This is a genomic window from Paenibacillus sp. RUD330 (genome assembly GCF_002243345.2).
Taxonomy (GTDB): domain Bacteria; phylum Bacillota; class Bacilli; order Paenibacillales; family Paenibacillaceae; genus Paenibacillus_O.
In genome coordinates this window covers 1,937,024-1,959,962 of the sequence record NZ_CP022655.2, presented here as the reverse complement: position 1 = coordinate 1,959,962, position 22,939 = coordinate 1,937,024, and the positions used below count along the sequence as shown (strand labels likewise).

The 22,939-nt window shown below is 59.1% G+C and carries 24 protein-coding genes; 4 read left to right on the top strand and 20 right to left on the bottom strand.

The annotated features are described in order from the left end of the window. Positions 1-20: 20 nt before the first annotated feature. The 5 genes from CIC07_RS08740 to polA all read right to left on the bottom strand — a co-directional run bounded on the left by CIC07_RS08740 (position 21) and on the right by polA (position 5,723). Entirely contained in the window at positions 21-614 is a 594-nt protein-coding gene (locus CIC07_RS08740; protein ID WP_076358266.1) for a lytic transglycosylase domain-containing protein, read from the bottom strand. Further along, the gene (gene coaE, locus CIC07_RS08735) at positions 611-1,207 is read right to left on the bottom strand and encodes a dephospho-CoA kinase (protein WP_076358267.1); all 597 of its coding nucleotides are present in this window, start codon (positions 1,205-1,207) and stop codon (positions 611-613) included. Before coaE ends, CIC07_RS08740 begins: the two co-directional genes overlap by 4 nt. A gap of 81 nt (positions 1,208-1,288) precedes the next feature. Continuing rightward, positions 1,289-2,002 (bottom strand): MntP/YtaF family protein, encoded by a 714-nt coding sequence (locus CIC07_RS08730; protein ID WP_234993014.1) that lies wholly within the window; start codon positions 2,000-2,002, stop codon positions 1,289-1,291. A gap of 119 nt (positions 2,003-2,121) precedes the next feature. Beyond that, a complete protein-coding gene (gene mutM, locus CIC07_RS08725) occupies positions 2,122-2,976 on the bottom strand; it encodes a DNA-formamidopyrimidine glycosylase (RefSeq protein WP_076358268.1) in 855 nt (284 codons plus the stop codon). An 80-nt stretch (positions 2,977-3,056) separates the two neighbouring features. After that, entirely contained in the window at positions 3,057-5,723 is a 2,667-nt protein-coding gene (polA, locus tag CIC07_RS08720) for a DNA polymerase I (RefSeq protein WP_076358269.1), read from the bottom strand. A 156-nt stretch (positions 5,724-5,879) separates the two neighbouring features. Here polA and CIC07_RS08715 point away from each other — a divergent pair, with 156 nt between their 5' ends. Then, entirely contained in the window at positions 5,880-6,113 is a 234-nt protein-coding gene (locus CIC07_RS08715) for a PLDc N-terminal domain-containing protein (RefSeq protein WP_076358270.1), read from the top strand. 59 nt (positions 6,114-6,172) lie between these two features. Here CIC07_RS08715 and CIC07_RS08710 read toward each other — a convergent pair whose 3' ends face one another. The 3 genes from CIC07_RS08710 to CIC07_RS08700 form a co-directional block, all read right to left on the bottom strand. After that, positions 6,173-7,588, bottom strand: a complete 1,416-nt coding sequence (locus CIC07_RS08710) for an ABC transporter substrate-binding protein (RefSeq protein WP_076358271.1) — start codon at positions 7,586-7,588, stop codon at positions 6,173-6,175. 144 nt (positions 7,589-7,732) lie between these two features. Next, positions 7,733-8,572: a carbohydrate ABC transporter permease gene (locus CIC07_RS08705; protein WP_076358272.1), complete on the bottom strand. Its 840-nt coding sequence runs from the start codon at positions 8,570-8,572 to the stop codon at positions 7,733-7,735. Continuing rightward, positions 8,569-9,534, bottom strand: coding sequence for a carbohydrate ABC transporter permease (locus CIC07_RS08700; RefSeq protein WP_083688380.1), 966 nt, complete (start codon positions 9,532-9,534; stop codon positions 8,569-8,571). The genes CIC07_RS08705 and CIC07_RS08700 overlap by 4 nt, the downstream gene beginning before the upstream one ends. Positions 9,535-9,808: 274 nt before the next feature. On the opposite strand from CIC07_RS08700, the gene CIC07_RS08695 reads away from it, so the two are divergent. Beyond that, on the top strand, positions 9,809-10,567 hold the full coding sequence (locus CIC07_RS08695; protein WP_076358524.1) for a glycerophosphodiester phosphodiesterase: 759 nt from the start codon (positions 9,809-9,811) through the stop codon (positions 10,565-10,567). A gap of 80 nt (positions 10,568-10,647) precedes the next feature. Here the strand turns inward: CIC07_RS08695 and CIC07_RS08690 are convergent, their stop codons facing one another. The 7 genes from CIC07_RS08690 to CIC07_RS08660 form a co-directional block, all read right to left on the bottom strand. Then, positions 10,648-11,979, bottom strand: coding sequence for an aldehyde dehydrogenase family protein (locus tag CIC07_RS08690; protein WP_094247999.1), 1,332 nt, complete (start codon positions 11,977-11,979; stop codon positions 10,648-10,650). Positions 11,980-12,174: 195 nt separating this feature from the next. Then, positions 12,175-12,834 (bottom strand): phosphate signaling complex protein PhoU, encoded by a 660-nt coding sequence (gene phoU, locus CIC07_RS08685; protein WP_021877758.1) that lies wholly within the window; start codon positions 12,832-12,834, stop codon positions 12,175-12,177. 30 nt (positions 12,835-12,864) lie between these two features. After that, positions 12,865-13,620, bottom strand: coding sequence for a phosphate ABC transporter ATP-binding protein PstB (gene pstB, locus CIC07_RS08680; RefSeq protein WP_048745432.1), 756 nt, complete (start codon positions 13,618-13,620; stop codon positions 12,865-12,867). A gap of 31 nt (positions 13,621-13,651) precedes the next feature. Next, a complete protein-coding gene (pstB, locus tag CIC07_RS08675; protein ID WP_083688382.1) occupies positions 13,652-14,458 on the bottom strand; it encodes a phosphate ABC transporter ATP-binding protein PstB in 807 nt (268 codons plus the stop codon). A 24-nt stretch (positions 14,459-14,482) separates the two neighbouring features. Beyond that, a complete protein-coding gene (pstA, locus tag CIC07_RS08670) occupies positions 14,483-15,370 on the bottom strand; it encodes a phosphate ABC transporter permease PstA (RefSeq protein WP_076358526.1) in 888 nt (295 codons plus the stop codon). Between the two features lie 2 nt (positions 15,371-15,372). Next, positions 15,373-16,389, bottom strand: a complete 1,017-nt coding sequence (pstC, locus tag CIC07_RS08665; RefSeq protein ID WP_234993013.1) for a phosphate ABC transporter permease subunit PstC — start codon at positions 16,387-16,389, stop codon at positions 15,373-15,375. Between the two features lie 106 nt (positions 16,390-16,495). Then, entirely contained in the window at positions 16,496-17,410 is a 915-nt protein-coding gene (locus CIC07_RS08660) for a phosphate ABC transporter substrate-binding protein PstS family protein (protein ID WP_021877762.1), read from the bottom strand. 186 nt (positions 17,411-17,596) lie between these two features. Between CIC07_RS08660 and CIC07_RS08655 the strand changes: the two genes are divergently transcribed. Next, positions 17,597-18,472 carry a LysR family transcriptional regulator gene (locus CIC07_RS08655; protein WP_076358274.1) on the top strand — a complete coding sequence of 292 codons (876 nt, stop codon included), beginning with the start codon at positions 17,597-17,599 and terminating at the stop codon, positions 18,470-18,472. 41 nt (positions 18,473-18,513) lie between these two features. Here CIC07_RS08655 and CIC07_RS08650 read toward each other — a convergent pair whose 3' ends face one another. From CIC07_RS08650 to CIC07_RS08630, 5 genes are all read right to left on the bottom strand, one after another. Then, entirely contained in the window at positions 18,514-19,200 is a 687-nt protein-coding gene (locus tag CIC07_RS08650; protein WP_076358275.1) for a TerC family protein, read from the bottom strand. Positions 19,201-19,393: 193 nt separating this feature from the next. Beyond that, the gene (locus CIC07_RS08645) at positions 19,394-19,753 is read right to left on the bottom strand and encodes a DUF3243 domain-containing protein (RefSeq protein ID WP_076358276.1); all 360 of its coding nucleotides are present in this window, start codon (positions 19,751-19,753) and stop codon (positions 19,394-19,396) included. Between the two features lie 133 nt (positions 19,754-19,886). Further along, positions 19,887-20,552, bottom strand: a complete 666-nt coding sequence (locus tag CIC07_RS08640) for a nitroreductase family protein (protein ID WP_076358277.1) — start codon at positions 20,550-20,552, stop codon at positions 19,887-19,889. 176 nt (positions 20,553-20,728) lie between these two features. Beyond that, complete coding sequence (locus tag CIC07_RS08635; protein ID WP_076358278.1) at positions 20,729-21,388, bottom strand: hypothetical protein; 660 nt, start codon at positions 21,386-21,388, stop codon at positions 20,729-20,731. 94 nt (positions 21,389-21,482) lie between these two features. After that, positions 21,483-22,319 carry a transglutaminase domain-containing protein gene (locus CIC07_RS08630; RefSeq protein ID WP_076358279.1) on the bottom strand — a complete coding sequence of 279 codons (837 nt, stop codon included), beginning with the start codon at positions 22,317-22,319 and terminating at the stop codon, positions 21,483-21,485. A 339-nt stretch (positions 22,320-22,658) separates the two neighbouring features. Here CIC07_RS08630 and CIC07_RS08625 point away from each other — a divergent pair, with 339 nt between their 5' ends. Beyond that, positions 22,659-22,913, top strand: coding sequence for a GlsB/YeaQ/YmgE family stress response membrane protein (locus tag CIC07_RS08625; protein ID WP_076358280.1), 255 nt, complete (start codon positions 22,659-22,661; stop codon positions 22,911-22,913). Positions 22,914-22,939: the final 26 nt, after the last annotated feature.

The following is a 22,939-nucleotide window of genomic DNA, read 5'->3' as shown; positions in this document are numbered from 1 at the left end:
CGTTCCGGGTTTTTTTGCATTCAGCTGAGCCGGCCTGATGAATCGCTGGCCATGTCGGGATACAGGTCCTTATACTTATTATAATAATAATCGACACGTTGTACATAGTGGCGCGTCTCTCCGTACGGAATGCGGCTCAGGTTTTTGAGCGTTCCGTCCCACGTCCCGTTCTGCAGCCACTTGGACACTTTGCCGGGTCCGGCGTTGTAGGCTGCGACCGCCGCGACCGAATTGCCCTTGAACTGCTGATGAAGGGAGTGTATGTACCAGGAGCCTGCCCGGATGCTGAGCTTCGTATCGGAGGTCACTCCCTCTGCGGTCAAAGCCTCGAGCTTGGCCGTCTCGATGATCCACTGGGCCGTGTCGGGCATGAGCTGCATCACCCCTGCGGCTCCCTTCTTCGAAACCTTGCCGGTACGGAAATTCGATTCCACGCGGATGATGGCCGCGATGAGATACGGATCGACTTCATAATCGGAAGCGCCGGCCTGGATCTCGTCGACGTAAGAGATCGGATACATCATCCGGCCCATCCAGTCGGACTTGAGGAAAAGCAGGAGGACGAATCCCGCCAGTACGACCAGCAGCACCCTTTTCTTGGCCAGCCATCTCATGACGGCACAAGCTCCGTCATCCAGCGCCCGATCTGGGTTCGGGTATCCTCCAGGCTGCCGCTGTTGTCGATGACCCAGTCTGCCCGCCGCTTTTTCTCGTCCAGACTCATCTGCAGGCCGATTCGCCGCTCCGCTTCCGCCTGGTCCATGCCGTTTCGCTCCATGAGGCGCTTGACCTGCAGCTCATGCGGCACATGAACGACAAGGACGCCGTCGTAAGCCTTGTCCTGCCCTGTTTCGTACAAGAGCGGGATATCCGCCACAATGAGCCTTCCGGGCGATTCGGCCTCGGCACGGTCCATTTCATCCTTCATATGCGCGCGTATCGCCGGGTGCAGAATCGACTCGAGCCGCCTCAGCTTGTCCGGATCTCCGAATACGACCCGCCCCAAGGCGGCCCGATCGAGGATGCCGTCCGGCAGCAGCAGGCTGCGGCCGAAAGCCTCCACGATGCCGTCCAATGCCGGCGTTCCGGGCAGAACAACCTTCCGGGCCGCCTCGTCGGCATCCGATACGAAGGCTCCCGCCTCGCGCAGAAAGCGGGTTGCGGTGCTTTTGCCGCTGGCGATTCCGCCTGTAAGACCTATTCTCAAGAGATGCGAACCTCCTTTGTGCAGCCCTAATTCCTCTTGTAAAGCCCAATATCCCTCCGCTGCGGGAGGGATAGGGAGATGTTACCATAGTTTGCCGAATCCGATCAGAAGCAGCAGGACGCCGGGCAGGAAGCTCAGCGCCTTCATCCGGTTGACACCGGAGAACCGGAAGCCGAAGCGCAGTCCTCCGACCAGGAACAGTCCGCTCGCCAGCATGATGCAGCATGCCGTCACCCAAGGCACGAGGCCGACCATGGCGGCGCCGAGGCCTGCGCCGAAGGCGTCCAGCGACAGCGCGGACCCGAGCAGAAGAGCTTCGCCCGCGCTTATGCTTCCCGAGCTGTCCATATCGGCGGCTTGAGGCGTCTTCAGGATCTGAATGACGAGGCCGAGCTTTTTGATTTCAAGCGTAAGCACCGCAGCCGGCGGCAAGGGAGCCCCGTTCGGGCCGCCCTCCGGCATCGCTGCCGGATCCGGATTGTCGCGGGCTGAGCCCGCATCCGGCTTGACCTCTTCCTCCTTGACGCGGCGAAGCTGCTGCGCAAGGGTATAAGATCCGATCAGCATCAGGATGGCGGCCCCGATCAGCTTCGCACCTTCGGGGGATACGAATCCGGAGAGCCAAGCCCCTACCTTCATGGCGAGCAGGATGACGATGCCCGAGCAGCCCGTAATGATCAGTACAGACAGCATCGGGATGCGGATACGCCTCAGCCCGTACGTGACTCCTACGCCGAATCCATCCACGCTGACGGCAAATGACAAGAGCAACAGCGGCAGTATGTGGGCGAACACGTTCCAGCCCTACCTCCCTGCATTTGACTTAGGATCATCATATGCAAGGAATGGGCGTCTGTTCCTGTCGCTTCGTCGTGCGCCGGGCGACACCGGCTTCGGCGCCGCTCGGCGGCGCGTCAGCCGCTCTTGCGGACGCGCGCCTTCGGGAGCGGCTGGCAAGCCGCGCAAGTATGCGTGCCGCGCCCGCCGACGACGCTCTTCTCGATCGGCCTGCCGCAGTTGCGGCAAGGCTCGTTCTTGCGGCCGTACACAAGCAGCTCATGCTGGAACTTGCCGGGGTCTCCCTGTCCGTTGACGTAGGACTTGATGGAGGAGCCTCCCGCATCGACGGCCCTCTGCAGCGTTTCGCGGATCGCCGCGTGAAGCAGCTTCCACTGGGCCGGCTTCAGGCGGTCCGCCGTCAGCTCGGGATGGATGCCGGCCTGGAACAGCGCCTCATCCACATAAATATTGCCGAGCCCCACGATATATTCTTGATTCAGAAGCAGCGGCTTGATGCGCGTCGTCCGCCTGGCGAGCCTTTCCACCAGCGACTCGCACGTAAACTCCTCGCTCAGCGGCTCCAGCCCAAGCTTCAGCAGCGGAGGCATCGTGAATTCCTCGCCCGGCTTGAACAGATGCATCGTTCCGAACTGACGGACGTCCTTGTACCGCAGCTCGGTTCCGTCCGTGAAGCGGAAGCGCACATGCGTATGCTTCGCCACCTCGTCCTCGGCGTCATGCAGGCCGTACTTGCCCTCCATCCGCAGATGGGAGACGAGCACGAGCCCGTCCATCACGAAACGGATGAACTTGCCCCGGCGTTCCACGTTCAGGATCGTATGGCCCTCAAGGGCGGCCTCGAAAGCTTCGGGCTCCTTGGGGCGCTGTATAATTCGCGGCAGGCTGACGGCGACCTTCTCGATCGTCTTGCCCCCTGCGAGAATATTAAGCGTTCGGGTTACCGTCTCTACCTCCGGCAATTCCGGCATGATGTCATCACCTCTTCGGCTTCTATTATACCGGAACCATCCTGGCGGCGCATTGCGCAGATTCTGACTGCAAAAAAAGGCTACTTCGCCTCGTACCAGTTGGCTCCGAAACTGACTTCGGCCTTCAGCGGCACATTCAGCTCCAAGGCGCTCTCCATCACTTCCGGCACGAGCTTTTTCATGATCTCCAGCTCCTCCGGCGGCACTTCGAACACCAGTTCATCGTGCACCTGCAGGAGCATGCGGCTCTTCATGCCGTCGGTCCGCAGGCGCTCCTGCATTTTCACCATCGCCAGCTTGATGATGTCGGCCGCCGTTCCCTGGATCGGCGTGTTCATCGCGGTCCGCTCGGCGAACGAGCGCAGGTTGAAGTTCGACGCCTTGATCTCCGGCAAATAGCGGCGGCGCTCCAGCAGCGTCTTCACATAACCGTCCTTGCGCGCTTCCAGGACGATGTCGTCCATGTACTTGCGCACGCCCTTGAACGCCTCGAAATACTGCTCGATGAAGCGCGACGCCTCCTTGCGGGTGATGTTCAGGTTCTGGGACAAGCCGAAGTCGCTGATGCCGTATACGATGCCGAAGTTGACCGCCTTCGCCGAACGGCGCATGTTGGAGTCCACCTCCGACTCCTCCACGCCGAACACGTCCATGGCCGTCTTCGTATGGATGTCCATGTCATGCGTGAAAGCTTCGGTCAATCCCTCGTCGCCCGATATATGGGCCAGCACGCGAAGCTCGATCTGCGAGTAGTCGGCAGCCAGGATGCTCCAGCCCGGCTCGGATGGCACGAACGCCTTGCGGATCTTGCGTCCTTCCTCCAGGCGGATCGGGATGTTCTGCAGGTTCGGGAACTGGCTGCTGAGCCTGCCCGTAGCCGCGATCGTCTGCCGGTAGTACGTGTGGATCTTGCCGCTGTCCTCGCGGATCTCCTTGAGCAAGCCCTCCACATAGGTGGACTGCAGCTTATGCAGCTGGCGGAAGTGCAGGATGAGCGGAATGATTTCATGATAGGGCTCCAGCTTCTCCAGCACGTCGGCGTCCGTGGAATAACCGGTCTTGGTCTTCTTCATGACGGGCAGTCCCAGGCGGTCGAACAGAATCTCGCCAAGCTGCTTTGGAGAGTTGATGTTGAATTCCGTCCCCGCCAGGCGGTAGATCTCGGCCACGTCGGCGCTGATGCCCTTCTCGAGCTCCTGGCCGAGCTCGCGGATCGCGCCGGCATCCGCGCAGATGCCGAGCTTCTCCATGTCCGCCAGCACGCCGGACAGCGGCTGCTCCAGCTCGAAGTAGAGACGGTTCATGCCGCTCTGCTCCAGCTTCCCGCGCTGCAGCGGCGCAAGCCCGCGCACGGCTTCGGCCTTGGCTGCCAGGTGGGCGTACAGCGTTTCCTTGTCCGGCACCTTGAACTTGGCCCCTTTGCCGTAGACCGACTCGTCCGAAGGGACGGATGGAAGGCCGCTGCGGGCGGCGATGCCGGTGACGCTCTGGTCGGTATCCGTCGGATCGAGCAAGTAGGCGGCCAGCACGATGTCGAAGCCGGCTCCCTGCAGATGGACGCCGATCCGGTTCAGGACGAGCTCCGCACGGTGCAGATCGCAGCCGGTCTTGGGCCGGGACGGATCGGCCAGCCAGCCTTTGAAGCCGTCCGCGTCCTCGCTGCGGAGCCAGTCCGCATCCATGACGAACACCCTATCCTCCACCGCATATGCCGCTCCGAGAATATCGGCATGATGGGGGTTGTCCCCATGCGATTCCAGGAAAAAGCCTCCGGATCCGTCCAGCGCGGCTTCCAGCGCCGATCGCGCGGCGGAATCCCCGATCTCGACCGGGACGACAGTCAGCTCCCGGCTCGGAGCCGCATCCGCCGTTTCCCCTCCGGCTCCTGCCGACAGGTCCAGCCTCTCCATCAGGGAGCGGAATTCAAGCCGGCCGAACACATCCGCCAGCACGGAAGGCTCGAAGCCGCTATATGGAAAGTCCGCCGTTCCTTCCTCGAGAGGAACCTCGCGGAAGATCGTCGCCAGCTGCTTGCTCATGAGCGCGGCTTCCCGGTTCTCTTCCACGCGCTCCTTGAGCTTGCCCTTCAGCTCGCCGGAATGCTCCAGCACGGCTTCGACCGTGCCATATTCATGCAGAAGCTTGAGCGCGGTCTTCTCCCCGACACCGGGAATGCCCGGGATGTTGTCGGACGAATCGCCCATCAAGCCCTTGAGATCGATGATCTGGCTCGGCACGAGGCCGTAGCGTTCCTTGACTGCGGCGGGATCGTAAAGCTCCGTCTCGCTTACGCCCTTGCGCGTCACGGCGATCGTCACCTGCTCCGAGGCCAGCTGCAGCATGTCCTTGTCTCCGGACACGACGATCGTCTTGACTCCCTTTTCGTCCGCCAGCCGGGTCATCGTCCCGATGATGTCATCCGCCTCGTAGCCGCTCAGCTCGAACTGCTTGATGCCGAACGCGGCCACGACCTCCTTGATCAGCGGGAACTGCTCCGACAGCTCGGAAGGCGTCTTCTGGCGCGTTCCCTTGTATTCCGCGAAGCTCTCGGTGCGGAACGTCACCTTGCCGGCGTCGAAGGCGACGAGCACATGCGTCGGCTTCTCTTCTTCGAGAACCTTGAGCAGCATCGTCGTGAAGCCGTATACAGCGTTCGTATGTAATCCCGCCGCGTTCGTCAGCGGCGGCATGGCGTAGAAAGCCCGGTTGGCAATGCTGTTGCCGTCGATCAATATCCACTTGTCCATTGGGCACCTCGTCCTGTTCATGGTTGCTTCCATCATACCATAAACGGCCCTCCGATTCCCGGACGGGAGACTCCCGGCTCGATCGGCTTGAATCCCCTGGATGGAATTCTTCATATGTAAATTTATCTTATCGTTGGAATATTAAGGATTGATTGAATGGTTTCGGGAGTCGGACTTTTCGGAATCGGATTTCTATTCATCGGATTCCTGTTTTTCGCCCTCCACGCCGCCCTCTGCGCATGGGCCTACCGCGATGCGAGAAGGCGGAGGCACAGCAGCGAATACGCGCTGATCGTCCTGCTCGCCCTGCTTGTGGCGCCGATGCTCGGACTCATCGTCTATCTGCTGATCCGCGGCGACGGCTCCTGCGGTGACCGGCGGTACGGATAAAAAACAGCCCCGGGATCATCGATCCCGGGGCTGTTTCCGTCTTCGGAAGCTTACGCTTCTTATTTCGCTACCGTCTTGTTGTAGATGCCGATCTTCTCGGTGATCTGCTTGGCGGCATCGTCAAGCGCGGCCTTGACGTCCTTCTTGCCGGTGAACGCTTCCTCGATCGCGCCTTCCACTGTCTGGCGCGCTTCCGGGAAGACGCCCATGACGGCGCCTTGGCTGGCCGTGCCCGCCTTGGACGCGTGCAGCTGGTCTACAGCCGTCTGGAACTGCGGATACTTCGCCAGATTGTCCTTGACGATCTGCTCGTCGTACGCTTTCGTCGTGATCGGGAAGTAGCCGGTGTTGATGTGCCACTCTGCTTGTACGGCCGGCTCGGCCAAATACTTGATGAACTCCCAGGCGGCCTTCTGCTCCTCGGCCGGCTTGTTGTTCAGAACCCACAGGCTCGCGCCGCCGACGACGACGCCGCCTTCGGAGGATGCGTCCGGCTTGGGCAGGAAGGCCGTACCGACTTCGAATTTGCCTGCGGCTCCGTCGACGATGCCGCGCAGCGAGGCCGTCGAATCCAGCGTCATGCCGATCTGGCCGGCCAGGAACGCTTTTTTCGTGTCGTCCGTCTTGCGTCCGAGATTCAGCGCGGACTTGTCGTCGACCATGCCCTTCCACCAGGTCAACGTCTTGACGGCCGCTTCCTGGTTCACGAGCGATTCCGTAGCGGCGCTGTCGCGGCCGTTGCCGTTGTTGACGAGATCCTTGCCCTGATTCGCCAGCAGCTGCTCCACGAACCAGCCGTAGATGGCGAAGGAAGCTCCCGTCACGCCGCCCCCGGTCAGCTTCTTGGCCGCGTCGGCTACCTCCTGGTAAGTCGCAGGCGGCTTGCTCGGATCCAGTCCGGCTTTCGTGAACAGATCCTTGTTATAATAAAGAATCGGGTTGGACGTATTGAATGGCATCGAGTACTGCTTGCCGTCGAACGTGTAATAGCTCCGGATATTCGGCTCCAGCGAGGACACGTCGTAGTTTTCCTCGTCGATGAACTGCTGCACCGGCGTCACGGCGCCGGAATCGATCATGAATCTCGACCCGATCTCGTACACCTGGATCAGGGAAGGACCGGACTTCGAATCCATTGAAGCCTTCAGCTTGTTCAGGCTCTCGTCATAGGTGCCCTGGAAGACGCCTTCCACTTTCACATCGGGATGCGAGGCGTTGAAATCGCTGACCAGCTTGTCCGCGGCTTTGCCGAGCTCGCCGCTCATGGAATGCCACCAGACGACCTTGACCGGCTCCTTGGCAGGCTCCGTGGAAGCTCCGCCCGCATTCGCGGAGGCGTCCGTATTGGAAGACGCGGAGGTTGGTGCCGGATCGGCGCTTTGCCCGCCGTTGCTCGGATTCGATGCGCAGGCAGACAGAGGCAGCACGAGCATAGCCGCTACAGGCAGCGCCATTTTCCAATTGCGTTTGACCATGGTTGGATTTCTCTCCCTTTGAATCGATATTTGTCTATATGGCAAGTCCCTAAGGACGAATACCCGAATGAAGACTGGAATCATGCCGGCTGCATCAGTTCCATACTTGGCCCGGCGTCTTGCTCAGTTCATCGCAGCCTCAGCTCAGCCTTTGACCGCTCCCGCTGTAATTCCCCGCACGAGCGGCTTGAGGCCAAGTCCCAGCAGCACGAGGGACGGCACGAGGACGAGCGCCACTCCGCAGAGCACCAGATTCCAGCTCGTCAGCTCCTCGAACTGAAGCATCGCGATCCCGATCTGGACCGTCCGCATGGCGTCGCTGCTCGTGATGAGCAGCGGCCACAGATACTGGTTCCAGCCGTTCAGGAACACATAGACGGCCAGCGATGCGGCAGCGGGACCGGACAGCGGCAGCACGACGGAGACGAAGTGGCGGAAATGCCCGCAGCCGTCGATGCGCGCCGCCTCGAACAGCTCACGCGGCAGCTGCAGGAAAAACTGGCGGAGCAGGAACACGCCGAATGCCGAAGCCGCGAAGGGCACGATGAGTCCCTGGAACGAATCGAGCCATCCCCAGCTTTTGACCGTCAAATAATTCGGGATGATCGTTACTTCCCATGGAATCATCATCGTGCTGATGAACAGCGCGAACCAGAATCGGCTTCCCGAGAAGCGGATGTAGACGAATGCATAAGCGGCCAGTGCCGCCGTCAGCACCTGGAGAACCATGATCGCGATCGCCAGAACAAAGCTGTTGACGATGAAGCCGAAGATCGGCACCGTTTCAATCGCGTTCTTGAGTCCTCCGGTGTACAAGCCGGATGGAAGCAGCTTGGGCGGATACTCGCTGGCTTCGGCCGGGGTCATGAAGCTCTGGGCGAGCAGGTACAGCAGCGGTCCGAGCACGAACAGCGCCAGCAGGATGAGCGAGCCGTAAAGGCTGAATAACCGGACCGGATGGCGCGGGTGGCCGTATCCCCTCACTGGTAATGCACCTTCTTTCCAAGTACGAGGAATTGGACCGCCGTCAGCAGGAGCATAAGGGCGAACAGCACGATCGCCAGCGCGCTGCCGGTGCCGAACTGGTAGTTGACGAAAGCTTCGCGGTAGATGGAATACACCAGCACATCCGTGGAGCCTGCAGGGCCTCCCCGAGTCAGGATGTTGACCTGTCCGAACGATTGGAAGGCGCTCATGATCGACACGACCGCAAGGAAGAACAGCGTCGGCGACAGCAGCGGCAGCTTGATCGAGAAAAACGTTCTCCACATCGAAGCGCCGTCGATCCGCGAGCTGTCCATGACATCGTTGTCCAGCCCTTGAATGGCGGCCAGGAGCAGGACGAAAGGAAACCCGGAGTTCATCCATATCGTCATGAGCGAGACGGAACCGAGCGCTGCGGACGGATCGGTCAGCCATTGGACCGGCGCGATGCCGATCTGGCCCAGCAAGTAATTGAGCATGCCGAGAGTGGGATGATAGAGAATCATCCACAGGATGGATGCCGTGCCGACGGAGAGGGCGAGCGGAACCGAGAAGACGAAGCGGAAAAGCTTGCTGCCCCTGCCCGCGGCATGGACGAGGCTGGCGCACAGCAAGCCGAGAGCAAGCCCGGCCGGCACGGTGAGCAGCGTGAACTTGACGGTGATCCAAAGGCTGTTCCAGAATGCGGACGATTCCATCATCCGCGAATAATTGTCCCAGCCCGCATAAGCGGCGACCCTGCCGCGGGGATCGGTAAGCTGAAAGCTCAGATAGACCGAGCGTGCCATCGGATAAAAGAGAAACAAGGTGAATACAGCCAGGCTCGGGGCCAAAAACAAATAACCGAGCAGCTGCTCCCGGATCCGCCTCAGCTTGCCTGCTGCGATCGGGGTACCGGCCGAGGCTGCGGAGGCCGGAGACAGGACCGGTTCAGGCTTGTCCGAATATAAGGATGAACTCATGGGTGATTGCCACCGCCCTTTCAAGAGATTGCATGGCCGGAGTCGGCTTGGCAACTCCAACGATAACGCCCTTTTGTAACCTCTATGTCAGCAATTTATTAAGATTAGGAAATGTGATGGCGCTTGCGTGATAGCAGGGATCTCTTTCTAAAGATTTCTTTAGATTGCAAATCCATGGGAGACAGGCTTATAGAGACGGCATATAATGATGGCGAACAGGATCGCCGAAAGCGGCTTCTGCCGGAACGGAGCCACACTGGGAGGGAACAAGAGGATGACAGGAGAAATCGAGCAGGACGGAAATGCAGGCGGCCCGATCGTGATCGGGCATAGAGGCGCAGCCGGGGAGGCGCCCGAGAACACGCTGGCGAGCTTCAGGCTTGCGGCCGAGCAAGGAAGCCATATGGTGGAGCTGGACATTCACTTGTCGGAGGACGGCAAGCTCATCGTCTGTCATGACGATACGCTCGACCGGACGACGGACCGCACCGGAGCGATCCGCTCGCTGCATTCGGACGCCATCCGCGGGGCGGATGCCGGGAGCTGGTTCTCGCCTTCGTTTGCCGGGGAAAGGGTGCCGTTTCTGGAGGAAGTCTACGACCTCCTTCCGCCGCACATCGAAATCAACGTTGAAGTCAAGGATGCCGGAGGCGCGCTGCTCGACGAAGTTCTGCTGGACTACCTCCGCGGCGGCAATCGCCTGGAGCGCACCGTCGTGTCCTCCTTCGACCACAAGCTGCTGCTGAGGCTGAAGCAGGCGGAGCCGGAGCTCCGCATCGGACTGCTGTATGCCGCCGATCTCATCCATCATGCTTCTTATGCGGCGCTGCTGGAGACGGAGGTATGGTCGCTCCATCCGCATCACGGCCTGATCGGAGCCAAGGATGTCGAGGACGCCGTCGCCGCGGGGCTCCGCATCTATCCTTACACGGCCAATCACCCCGCCGAATGGGACCGTCTTGCAGCTATCGGCGTGACGGGCATCATCACCGATTATCCGGGCCGATTGATGGAGCATCTGAGCCGCCGTTGAAATCATGAGCAACGCAAAGCAAACAGCCTGCACAATTGTGCAGGCTGTTCTTTATTTTCATGTCAACGGCCCTCCTCTGCTCAAGCCTGGAAATAGATGCCTTTCCGATGCGAGAACTCGCGGAAGCCGTAGATCCCGTGATAGGAGCCGATGCCGCTCTGGTTCACGCCGCCGAACGGCAGATTCGGCTCGCTGAAGTGGACAACGACGTCGTTGACCGCGACATTGCCGGAGGTCGTGCCTTGCAGCACCTTGTCGACCAGCTCCTTGTCGTCGCTGAATACATACAACGCCAGCGGCTTGTCCCGCTCGTTGACAACATGTATGGCTTCCTCGATGGCTCCATAGGTCAGGATCGGCAGGATCGGACCGAAAATCTCCTCTTGCATGATCTTCATGTCCGCGCTCACGTTTTTGAGAACCGTCGGATGGACGGTACGGTCATCCTCGTCGAACTGGCCGCCGAACACCGTCTCCGCTCCCTTGGCGACAGCGTCGTCGTAGAGGGATTTGATGCGGTCGAAGTTGCGCTTGTTGACGATCTGGGCGAGCTTCCGCTTGTCCAGGACGCCTTGACCGTCGGCATAACCGGACCGGACGACGGCTTCCAGCGCTGCGGCGAACTCGTCCTGCTGGCCGGCTTGGACAAGCATGTAATCAGGAGCGATGCAGGTTTGGCCCGCGTTCATGAATTTCCCGCGGGCGATTTTCCTCGCCGCATCCTTCACATCGCAGCCGGGTCCGAGCAGGGTCGGGCTTTTGCCTCCCAGCTCCAGAGTGACGGAAGCCAGATGCTTGGCCGCCGCCGTCATGACGATCTTCCCGACGGGCGTGCTGCCGGTGAAGAAAATATGGTCGAACGGCTGCTCCAGCAGCTCGGTAGCGACCTCGACCTCGCCTTCAAAAACCGCGGCTTCCTTCTCGTCGAACGCCTCGCGGATAATCGATGCGGCGGCGCGGCTCGTCTCAGGGGTGAAATCGGACAGCTTCACCATCGCGCAGTTGCCGGCGGCGATCGCCGTGGCAAGCGGCACGGCTGTCAGCAGGAACGGGTAATTCCATGGGCCGAGGATGAGACATACCCCTTTGGGCTCGTAGACGAGCTGTCCCCGCGCTTTGGGATTGAGCGCCGAAGGAACCGTCTCCGGCTTCATCCATTCCTTCAGATGAGCGATCATATGGTCGATGGAAGCGACCGTCCCCGTCACCTCCACCCGCTCCACCTCCGAACGGGGCTTGCGCACATCGGTTCGGATCGCCTCGATCAGCTGGTCCTGGCGGGCCAGGATCGCCTCCTTGAACCGGATCAGCCTGGCGATGCGCTGCTCGGCGGAAGTATCCCGCATGGAGTGCCTGTTCTGTTTCTGCAAGCGGAACACGGTCTTGATCTCTGCTTCCGTAGCGGAATCCATGCCTGTCACTCCTTGTCGATAAGATGTATCTTATTGTCCCGCAAGGCGGAAATTGAAAACGACAATTATGTGACTGCTAAGAAGCTTACAACCAATGTAGCGGGGAGAGTTCTTCTTCCGCCCCTCGCGGACAGAACATCAGCCAGGATGTTGAAACGAAAAAGCCCCTCGCATGGGAGCGAGGGGCTAAGGGCATCATACGTTCAAATCCGGGCGCTTGCCTGTGACGAGGTAAGTGACGCTCTCGCCGATGTTCGTCGCATGGTCGGCGATTCGCTCGATATAGCGGCCGACGAAGCTGAGCAGCATCGCTTGGTTGATCGTACGGGGATTCTCGACCATGATCGTGAACATCTCCCGGATGATCTGGGAATAGAGGGCATCGACGATGTCGTCGTCCTTGGCCATCTTGTAGGCCAGATCCACATTCTCCTGCACGTAGGACTGGATGGATTCGAAGATCATCGTCTGCACGGTCTCCGCCATGCGCGGCAGGTCGATCAGCGGCTTGATCAGTTCTTGGCCGTCCAGACGCATGACGACCTTGGCGATGTCGACGGACAGATCGCCCATCCGCTCCAGGTCTCCCGAGATCCGGAACGCCACGAGAATGCGGCGCAGGTCCTTGGCGACCGGCTGCTGCGTCGCGATCAGCTTGGAGCCGAGCTCGGTGATCTTCTCCTCCAGGCGGTTCAGCTCCGGATCCTCCTGGATGATCTGAGCGGCTTCCTTGGCATTGATATGGATGAGGGAATGCATGGATTTGGTCAGCGCCGATTCGACATGGTCTCCCATTTCGACCAGCATGGCCTTCAATTGATCCAGTCCTTCGTCAAGCTCCTTGCGTTTGATCACGTTCTCTCTCTCCCTCTCCCGGCTTCAGCCTTAACCGAATCGCCCTGTAATATAGTCTTCCGTCCGCGCATCCGTAGGATTGGAGAACAGCTTCTCCGTCTCTTCCGCCTCCACAAGCTCTCCGTTGAGGAAAAATACCGTGCGGTCGGAAACCCTGGCCGCCTGATGCATGTTGTGCGTCACCATGACGATCGTGTACTCTTTCTTGAGCTCGCGGACGAGCTCCTCGATCTTGAGCGTCGAGATCGGGTCCAGAGCGGATGTGGCCTCGTCCATGAGCAGCACCTCCGGCTCCACGGCCAGCGCGCGCGCGATGCACAGCCGCTGTTGCTGGCCGCCCGAGAGGCTCAGCGCGGACTTGCCGAGCAGATCCTTCACTTCCTCCCAGAGGGAGGCGCCGCGCAGGCTGCGCTCGACGATGTCGTTCAGGCGGGATTTGTCCCGGATGCCGTGCAGGCGCGGACCGTAGGCGACATTGTCGAAGATCGATTTGGGAAAAGGATTGGGCTGCTGGAACACCATGCCGACACGCTTGCGGAGCACTTCCACGTCGGTGTCCGCGCCGTAGATATCCTGTCCGTCCAGCTTGACGCTGCCGCCGATCTGAACGCCCGGCACGAGGTCGTTCATCCGGTTCAGCGTGCGGAGGAAGGTGGACTTGCCGCAGCCGGACGGTCCGATGAAGGCCGTCACGGTTTTTTCGGGAATGCCGAGATTGATCTCCTTCAGGGCGTGAAAGTCTCCATAATGCAAATTAAGACGGTCGATCTCCATTACCTGGTTCATAGTGTCCCCTGCTCCCATTCGTCTTGGAATCTTAGCCGAAGCGGCCCGAGATGTAATCGTCGGTCTGCTTGTTTTCCGGATTCGTGAAAATGATGTTCGTATCGTTGTGCTCGATCAGGTTGCCCATATAAAAGAATGCGGTCTTGTCCGACACACGGGCGGCTTGCGCCATGTTGTGCGTGACGATGACGATGCAGTATTCCTGCTTCAGCTCCGAGATCAGCTCTTCGATCTTGGACGTGGAGACGGGATCCAGCGCCGATGCCGGCTCGTCCATCAGCAGCACTTCCGGCTCGACCGACAGCGTGCGGGCGATGCACAGGCGCTGCTGCTGGCCGCCGGACAGCGACAGCGCGGACTGGTTGAGGCGATCCTTCGTCTCCTCCCACAGAGCCGTACGGCGCAGGCAGGATTCCACGATCTCGTCCAGCTCCCGCTTCTTCTTCACGCCATGATAGCGCGGACCGAAGGCGATGTTCTCGTAGATCGACTTGTAGAACGGATTCGGCTTCTGCCAGACCATTCCGATCCGCTGCCTCAGGGAGACGACATCGGTGCCAGGAGCATTGATGTCCGCTCCGTCGAACCAGATGCTCCCGGTCATGCGGGCATCGGGAATGGTGTCGTTCATCCGGTTCAGGCTGCGCAGGAACGTCGACTTGCCGCAGCCGGAAGGACCGATCAAGGCGTTGACGCTTCCCTTGGCGAAGCGCAGGCTGACCTTCTTCACCGCTTCCTTTTCCCCGTAAAATACGCTCAGGTTATCCGCGCTAAGCGCATCCGTCCCGGCGTGTTCCTCTGCACGGGCCCCGGGGGCCGACTGTGTAGACAATGCCATGGAATATAGCCTCCTCAGATGAGATTAACGAGATGCGGTCAGCTTGCGGTATAGGAAGCGGCCCAGCCAGCGCGACCCGAGGTTGAACAGCAGCACGGTCAGGATGAGCACCGCCGATGCGCCGGCGGCGATCTGCGCCGCGTCGGGCGCGACGCCTTCGCTGTTGATCTTCCAGATGTGGACGGCCAGCGTCTCGGCAGGCCTCATCGGATTGAGAGGCGATACCGGACTGAACGGATTCCAGTCCGTGAAGTCCAGGCGCGGAGAGCTCATGCCCGCCGTAAACAGCAGCGCCGCCGCTTCGCCGAAGACGCGGCCTGCAGCGAGGATGGTGCCGGTCAGAATCGTCGGCAGCGATACCGGCAGCAGCACCTTGGTGATCGTATGCCAGCGGGTCAGGCCGAGCGCAAGCCCGGCTTCCTTCTGTTCACGCGGCACTCCGCGGATGCCTTGCTCGGTGATCCTCACCATGAGCGGCAGGTTGAACACCGTCAGAGCCAGCGCTCCTGCGAGCAGCGAGAACTTAAGGTCGAAATACTGCACGAACACGAGCAGGCCGAACAGGCCGACGACAATGGAAGGGAAGGAAGAGAGCACTTCGACAACGAGGCGGATGAAGTCCGTGAACCGTCCCGGACGCGAATATTCCGCCATATAGATGCCGGCTCCGATGCCGAGGGGAACCGTTATGATCATGGTCAGAACAAGCAGGAACAAGGAGTTGAAGAGCTGCGGCCCGATGCCGCCTCCCGTCTTGAACGTCTCTGGAGGAGAGGTCAGGAAATGCCAGCTGATCTGTCCGAGGCCCCGGTACAGGATGAATCCGATCAGCGAAGCCAGGACGGCGATGATCAGGAAAGCGAAGAAATAGAATACGGCGGTCGCGATGCGGTCGGCCGTTTTGTTGGACATTCTCATCTGCGTGCTCTCCTCTCCAGAAGGCGTACAATGCCGACAAATACAAACGTCATGACGAGCAGGACGAGAGCCAGGCTCCAAAGAACGTTATTCTGCACGGTGTCTTTGACCGTGTTGCCCATGCTCAGCGTAATGACGCTCGTCAGCGTGGAAGCCGATTCGAACAGGGATCTGGGAATATGCGGCGAGTTGCCGATGACCATCTGAACGGCAAGCGCCTCGCCGAACGCGCGGGCGATGCCGAGCACGACGCCGGTCAGCATCGATGGAAGCACAGCGGGCAATATGCTGCGGGAAATCGTCTGCCAGCGGGTGGCTCCGAGCGCATAGCTGCCTTCCTTGAGGCCGCGCGGCAGGTTGGACAAGGAGTCCGTGGCGATCGAAGTGATCGTCGGAAGGATCATGATCGAGAGGACGATTGCGCCCGCGGCGATGCCGAGTCCCTGTCCGGGAAAGATCGAGCGCAGGAACGGCACGACGACGCTGAGGCCGACAAAGCCGTACACGACCGAAGGAATGCCGGCGAGCAGCTCGATGACCGGCTGCATGAAGCGTTTGCCGAACTTCGGCATCAGCTCCGTCATGAAGACGGCCGCGCAGAAGCTGAGCGGCGCCGCGATGCAGGCCGCAAGGATGGAAGTCGCGAACGATCCCGTGATGAACGGAAGCGCGCCAAAAGACGGAGGCTCGCCGTCCGGCGACCACTTGATGCCGGTCAGGAACTCCGATATGCTGACCCCGTTTTTGAAGAAGGTGGCAAGCCCTTTGGATGCGACGAAAAAGACCATCGAAAAAATCGTGATAATAAGTATGGCTACGCAAATAAGGGTATAGGCCTTGCCCTGCCATTCGCTCGCCGTGCGGCTGCGTCTGGAACGCTTCGGCCGAGCTGGATTGCCGGCGGAAGGCCCCCCCTTCTTGGCTCCGGCGGAATCAGGCTTGCCTTCGGCTGGCGCTGCTGCAGGCTTTGCGTCTCCGGGGCCGCCCGGGGAAGGTTGTCTCATGGCGTTCATTTCTCATCTCTCCTTACGCCTTGGCATTATCATGGCGCAAAGCCAAGGCGCGGAAGTGGTTTCCGCGCACTTGGCCTGCTGCAGCGCGCCGTTGGCGCAACTGATCTTATTTCGTAATATTGCCTGCTTCGTCACGTTTTACTTGCATCTCGTGGATCGAGATGTAGCCCAGATCCGTGATGTCGGTTTTTTGAACGTCGTCGCTCAGCATGTAGTCGATGAAAGCTTTCACGATTTCGTTAGGCTCGCCTTTCGTGTACATGTGCTCGTAAGCCCATACCGGGTAAGAACCGGATTTCACGTTGTCGGCCGTAGCGTCTACGCCGTCAAGCTTGATCGTTTTGACGGAATCGTCCAGGTAGGAGAGAGCCAGGTAGCCGATGGCTCCAGGAGTTTCGCCGACAAGCTTCTTGACTGTGCCGGAGGAATCTTCTTGAATGTTGCCGGGAAGGTCTTCGGATGCCGTTCCAAGAGCGTATTTCTCGAATGTCTTGCGCGTTCCGGAGCTGGATGGACGGTTGACGATGACGATTTTCTCGTCTTTGCCGCCAGCGTCTTTCCAGTTCGTGATCTTGCCGGTGAAGATATCGACCAGCTGCTGCTTCGTCAGGTTGTCGATGCCGACTTCCTTGTTCACGACCGTTGCCATGGCTACGACTGCGACTTGATGGTCAACCAGCTCTTGAGCTTTCGCCGCATCGGCATCTTTGAATTTCTCGCCGGCGAAGATGTCGGAGTTGCCGATATCGGCTTGACCTTCGGATACTTGCGTCAGGCCGGTGCCGCTGCCGCCGCCTTGGACTTGAACGGTGATGCTGGAATATTTGGAGTCGGCCATGAATTTCTTGGACACCTGCTCAACCAGCGGCTGCATAGCCGTCGAGCCTGCTGCCAGGATGGAACCGCTGAGCTCGGAGCCGCCTGCTGCATTGTTCGTGCCGTTGTCGTTTGCTTTGCTTCCGCAGGCTGCCAGCGTCAGCGCAAGCACCATCGTCATCAGGACCAACATCGTTTTCTTCATTTCGTTTTAAATCCCCTTCCGAGAACCAAGTTTGTTCTGCCTCACAAGACTTATTGTACAAGCGCCTTGTTAAAGGGATATCTTCGGTTTGTAAAGGCAATTGTAAAATTGAATAGATGTTCTCTATGAATATCCAATAAAATGATATACTGATTCTATACTCTAACCGGAATGAGGTCATTTATCATGACGTTGATCAAATGGAGAATCATCGTGCTCCTTGAACAACTGAAAAAAGTCACCTTGGTCGCTCAGGAACTGGGCCTGAAGCAGCCTACGGTGACCTTTCATATGAAGTCGATGGAGGAAGAATGGGGAATGCCTCTGTTCGAAATAAAGACAGGCCGGATCCTTCTGACGGACGCAGGCCGCAGGCTTCACCGGTACGCGCTGAAGATGCTGGCGCTGCAGGAGGAGGCCGCTCGCGAGATGAGGCTCCGGGGAGGCAGCGTGAAGCGCTTGTCCCTGCTCGCGGACGCTTCTTGCAGCAGCATCATGGCGTCATTCGCCGCGTTCGCGCTGGAGCCGGCCGGGTACGGAATCGAATGGCTCCGGATCGAAGAAGAAACCGTCATGCATGCCGATATCCATATTCGGGAGCGGCAGGAAAACGCTGAAGCGGACTGGCTGCCCCTTCCCGATGCCGACCTGAGACTTGCCGTCTCCCGTGAATGGGCCCAGGCAGCAGGAATCCAAGCCGCGCAGGCCGCCCTGGAATCGGGCAGGCCCTGGATCGCGCCGCCGGCCGGCAGCAGGCTGCGGAGCCAAATCTTGTCCTGGGCGGCAGCTAGGGGACTGGATCTGGAAGAGGGGCATACGGTGCCGGATGCCGGCATCGCGGCTTCGCTCGCGGCAGCCGGGCTTGGCATGGCTGTCGTGCCTGTATTTTCGGATTCCCGCCTCGCCGAAGCGTCGTCAAGCGTCCTGCCGGATCCGAGCCGAATGCTGCTGCTGCCGATGAACGGCATTCTGCCCTATCAGCTTGAACTCAAGCTAGGCGCCAGACTTCCATCCGAAGCGCGGCTCGCGCTATCCTCCTGGCTGCAGAGCCCGACGGAATAAGCAGCTGCAAGCCGCATCTGGCTTGCAGAGCGGCCGACCGCTCAACGGTCCCCCGCCTCCGGCTTCGGTTCCGCCGATGAATGGCGGCCGTTCAGGATGCGCCCGGCAACCAGCACGGCAATGGCGATGGCGACCGGGATGATGTGGTCCGCATAAGCGAACAGCCCGGACAGCTTCTCCCCGACCGCCTTGTCGTCCAGAAGCATCTCCCCTGCCGTATAGCCGAGCAGCGCGGCTCCAAGAATGACGATGATCGGATACTTGTCCATAATCATGACGAGCAGCTTGCTTGCCCATATGATGAGGGGAACCGTCATGGCCAGGCCGATGAAGATGAGCAGGTAGTTGCCTTGCGCGGCGCCGGCCATGGCCAGCACGTTGTCGAGGCTCATGACGAGGTCCGCGAGAATGATCGTCCGGATCGCAGCGCCCAGTGAGCCGCCTGCCTTGATTTCCTCTCCCTTGTCTCCGGTCTGGAGAAGCTGCACGGCGATATATACGAGCAGGATGGCACCGGCCAGCTGCAGGTAAGGGATCGAGAGCAGCTTCACCGCCACGAACGTCAGCATGACCCGCAGTGCGATGGCTCCGACGCTGCCCCACAGGATCGCCTTTTTTTGCTGTTCCGGCGGCAGCTTGCGGCTTGCCATCGCTACAACGACCGCGTTGTCTCCGCTCAGGACGATATTGATCAGGATCAATTCCAACAATCCAACCCAAAATTCCAACGCAAGTCCTTCTTTCCGGAGCAGGCTCCAGCCTGCTGCCCGTCCATAATCTTGATGAGTAAACTTATTATATGTAAACATATTATAAAACCCAGATCAAATTCCGCTTAGGCTCGGCTTGTCTCGAAGGCCAAACGAAAAGGCATCCGCTCCGGGCTGCGACGCAGCCTCGGCCAGATGCCTTCTCCTCCTGCTAGGAGCGCTCGATTGCAGGCTCATTCGTTTCCTGGCTCAAGCGGACCAGCATGTGAGCAAGCTTGTGGCGCTCATCGTCCTTGCCGACCTTCCACAGCTCCTGCAGCAGCTTCTCCTCGCTGTTGCGGGGCTCTTCGTGCTTGGCCAGGTAATCGGCGACTTTCTCGGCGGCTACCGCCAGCTGCTCTTCATCGAGGCCGATTCTCCTCGCCAGATCGATCCGGTTGCCCAGATAGCTCTTGAATTCGCCGAAACTGGCGAGAATCTGTTCTTTTTTGCCCTCGTCCATGTTTCCGATCGTTTCCTTGACTTTGTCGTAGGCTTCCGCGCCGTTCTTGATCTCCTGCTCTTGTGCCATAGTCATTTCATCCTCTCGGGGTAAAGGGTTTGTCCTGCCTGAGCCTTCATTACCCTGGGGATATTCGCCTTAAACGAAGAAATGGACCTGACGCATGCCCGCGAAGGTCCATTCCAAAGCCATTATTGAAAAGTTATTGATGGAATTCGTTCCAGCTGGTCACTTCGTCCACGGATAGGCGGACGGTCGGATGGCCCGGCTCGGCCGCCTTGCCGACGGCGATCAGCATGACGTTCGCATACCGCTCCGACACGCCGAACATCTCGCGGAACTGCTCCGTATTGTAGCCTGCCATCGGCACCGTATCCAGTCCTCTTGCGCGGGCGGCCAGCATCAGCTGCTGGGACACCAGGCCGCCGTCGATCAAGGCTCCATGCAGAACGCGGTCACGGCTGAGACCGCCGTAGAACTTGTTCATGTTGCCGATCAGCTTGTCGGCTGTCTCCTGGTTCATGTAACCAGCGTCTACCGCCTTACCGTAGATCCGCGGCGCTGTCTTGTAGGACTCCAGGTCGACAAGCACGGCGATGACGGCGGAGGAAGCCACGATCTGCTCCTGGTTGAAGGCTACCGGAAGAAGCTTCTGCTTCAATTCCGGATCCGTAATGACGATGAAGCGCCATGGCTGCATGTTGCTGCCCGAAGGCGCCAGCACGGCTGCCGACAGCAGCTCCCGGATTTCCTCGTCCGTCAGCTTATGGGATGCGTCATACTTGCGGACGGAACGGCGTTCCTTGATGACCGTGTGAAAATCGATGACCGGCTGCTGGACCTTGCTTTGCTCAGGAATGATGGACATTCTCCGCACTCTCCTCATCGTCAACTGTCTCTCTATCGATGACAGTATAGTATCATCCTGCGATATCCGTGTCAACGGATAGGAATAAATGGTTTTAACCTGGAAAAAGAGACAGGAGCGGATCGCCGATCCGCTCCTGTCCGCCTTGCATGCCGCACCTCCGTACGGACGTTCAATTACGCATCCAGTCCATGTTCCTCGCGGATCTTGTACATGCCGGTGACAAGCGGATCCGCCGTATCCCTGTTGAGCAGATGGAGCGCGAGCAGGTAATGGAACGGCAGGGCGACGACGTTGTTCCCGTCGGTGATGGACGGGAATCCGGCTTCGACAACCGGCCCATGCTCGGGATGGACATCGATATCGACATGCACCGACTCCGGAGCGAATTCCTCGCGGACCGTCTTGGCGATATGCGGGACGATGACCTGGTCGAACAGGAACTTCGCCTCGTCTTCGTTCTGAGGCGGAGGCGGCACGAGCCTGCTGCGTTCTCCCCTTAGAATATCCACGAAGAAGGAAGACAACCATAAGGCCGGGTCTTCGTTTTTCTGGAAATTCTGGACGAGCTCGTTCATGAAAAATCCGCAGGTATACAAGTTGCCGTTAGGATCCGTCAGCCTGTACATGACGAGAGGTCCGTACATCGGGTGGCTGATGACCTGCCCGTCCACTTCGTATTCATCCTGGTAAAACGTTCTAAGCGCCGTCTCTCCATGCTGGTAGAGCGCCGATATCATGTTCATCAATTCGGTTTCGGTAAGTCCGGGCTGTCCTTCAGGAACTTCGGTTCCCGGAGCTGCCTGCTTGTCTTCGGTATCATGGTTTGTCGTCATGCACGCATCCTCCTATCATGCGTCCATCTTACCATCCCGCATAGGAAAGGGAAAGCCATAAAGCGATTTCAGCAGTGGAATAAATTTCCTTTTTTCATCCTTTTGCCGCCGGATACTCGGAACGGACCCAGCTGTGATCCTTGCCGATGACGTCGTCCGACACAAGCAGGTAAGCCGTTCCCGGCTTTCCGGCGCCGCCCTCGTCAAGGGTCGTATCCAGGTGGAGCCACGAATCGCCCAGCTTGACCAGATTCCATACATGCTTGGATCCCTTGGAGTCCCCGTATACGATCCGGCTGTCGAATCCAGCCGCCTCCAGCATCCGCTGCGTCATCAGAGCATAGCCCTGGCAGACGGTGCTCCCGCCCTTCACCAAGCCGTCGTAAGCCGAATGGCTGGAGAGCGAATAATCATAGGCGAATCGGCCGATCACCCAATCGTGGATCGACTTGACCTGCTGCCTGTCCGTCATGCCCGGCTTCAGCAGCGAATCGACGGCTTCCTTAGCCGTTTTGCGGACATACTCGCTCTGCTCGGCGGTTTCCCAATACTCCATCTTGAACGTGATGGCGGCCTGGTATCGGGTGCTCGTCCAGCTCCAGCTCATTTTCTTCAATACAAAGCGCATGTAGTCGTCCTTGCTTCCGATCTGCTTGAACAGCTTGTCCAGCTGCTTGGCCAAGTCGGAGGTGTCGCCTGCATAGTCGACCGTGACGGAAGTCCCGTACGACTGCTTCATGACGCCGTAGACGATGGATGCCGCTTCCTCGAAGGAATCGGCCGCGTAGGCGCCTCCTGCGGCATAGACGGCGGCTGCGGCAGGCTCCGCCGCTGCCGACGCCTGCAGGGGAGCTGCGATCAATGCGGCTGCCGCGGCTGCGGATACGATTCCTTTGAACCATCCTTCGAATGCTGAGCGAATAACCTTCATTCCGATAACCTCCGTTTGAGCCCGCGGCCTCATCTGTTATGTATCTATCGAACTATCAATATATCATTTTGTAGTTCGTAAGTAGCGGGTATTTGTTTACTAGATTATTCGGATGGAACCATTTCATAATTTATATATGACTATAGAAATAGTTCTTTAGGCCTATCATAAACTTTTCGCTTCCTCTATATGGGTGGAATAAAGACCGGATTCACGGTACGTCCGTCCGAACAAATTTCGATGAGCCTCGCCGGCAGCCTGATTCTAAATCTGCGGCAAGGGTTACTTAATGGCATGAGGGAAACACGACACTGAAAGAAGAAAAGGGAGGAAATCATCATGACTTGGTTATGGGCACTGATTGTTGGAGGCATCATCGGCTGGCTGGCGGGCATGCTCGTGGGACGCGACGTTCCGGGAGGCATCATCGGAAACATCATTGCAGGTTTTGTCGGCGCATGGCTCGGTTCCATGCTGATCGGCGAGTGGGGTCCTGTCGTCGGAGGCTTCTACTTCATTCCGGCTTTGATCGGAGCTATCGTGCTTGTCGCGATCGTCAGCCTTATTCTTGGAAGCATGCGCAGAGCTTCTTGATTGGAAGCCTTGCAACGCCTATGAAA

What these genes read in the sequence shown, in the direction of transcription:
- CIC07_RS08740 (WP_076358266.1), bottom strand. Translation starts at nt 614, where the DNA reads ATGAGATGGCTGGCCAAGAAAAGGGTGCTGCTGGTCGTACTGGCGGGA.
- mutM (WP_076358268.1), bottom strand. Translation starts at nt 2,976, where the DNA reads ATGCCGGAATTGCCGGAGGTAGAGACGGTAACCCGAACGCTTAATATT.
- polA (WP_076358269.1), bottom strand. Translation starts at nt 5,723, where the DNA reads ATGGACAAGTGGATATTGATCGACGGCAACAGCATTGCCAACCGGGCT.
- CIC07_RS08715 (WP_076358270.1), top strand. Translation starts at nt 5,880, where the DNA reads ATGGTTTCGGGAGTCGGACTTTTCGGAATCGGATTTCTATTCATCGGA.
- CIC07_RS08710 (WP_076358271.1), bottom strand. Translation starts at nt 7,588, where the DNA reads ATGGTCAAACGCAATTGGAAAATGGCGCTGCCTGTAGCGGCTATGCTC.
- CIC07_RS08700 (WP_083688380.1), bottom strand. Translation starts at nt 9,534, where the DNA reads ATGAGTTCATCCTTATATTCGGACAAGCCTGAACCGGTCCTGTCTCCG.
- CIC07_RS08695 (WP_076358524.1), top strand. Translation starts at nt 9,809, where the DNA reads ATGACAGGAGAAATCGAGCAGGACGGAAATGCAGGCGGCCCGATCGTG.
- CIC07_RS08690 (WP_094247999.1), bottom strand. Translation starts at nt 11,979, where the DNA reads ATGGATTCCGCTACGGAAGCAGAGATCAAGACCGTGTTCCGCTTGCAG.
- pstB (WP_048745432.1), bottom strand. Translation starts at nt 13,620, where the DNA reads ATGAACCAGGTAATGGAGATCGACCGTCTTAATTTGCATTATGGAGAC.
- pstB (WP_083688382.1), bottom strand. Translation starts at nt 14,458, where the DNA reads ATGGCATTGTCTACACAGTCGGCCCCCGGGGCCCGTGCAGAGGAACAC.
- pstA (WP_076358526.1), bottom strand. Translation starts at nt 15,370, where the DNA reads ATGTCCAACAAAACGGCCGACCGCATCGCGACCGCCGTATTCTATTTC.
- pstC (WP_234993013.1), bottom strand. Translation starts at nt 16,389, where the DNA reads ATGAACGCCATGAGACAACCTTCCCCGGGCGGCCCCGGAGACGCAAAG.
- CIC07_RS08660 (WP_021877762.1), bottom strand. Translation starts at nt 17,410, where the DNA reads ATGAAGAAAACGATGTTGGTCCTGATGACGATGGTGCTTGCGCTGACG.
- CIC07_RS08655 (WP_076358274.1), top strand. Translation starts at nt 17,597, where the DNA reads ATGACGTTGATCAAATGGAGAATCATCGTGCTCCTTGAACAACTGAAA.
- CIC07_RS08645 (WP_076358276.1), bottom strand. Translation starts at nt 19,753, where the DNA reads ATGGCACAAGAGCAGGAGATCAAGAACGGCGCGGAAGCCTACGACAAA.
- CIC07_RS08640 (WP_076358277.1), bottom strand. Translation starts at nt 20,552, where the DNA reads ATGTCCATCATTCCTGAGCAAAGCAAGGTCCAGCAGCCGGTCATCGAT.
- CIC07_RS08635 (WP_076358278.1), bottom strand. Translation starts at nt 21,388, where the DNA reads ATGACGACAAACCATGATACCGAAGACAAGCAGGCAGCTCCGGGAACC.
- CIC07_RS08630 (WP_076358279.1), bottom strand. Translation starts at nt 22,319, where the DNA reads ATGAAGGTTATTCGCTCAGCATTCGAAGGATGGTTCAAAGGAATCGTA.
- CIC07_RS08625 (WP_076358280.1), top strand. Translation starts at nt 22,659, where the DNA reads ATGACTTGGTTATGGGCACTGATTGTTGGAGGCATCATCGGCTGGCTG.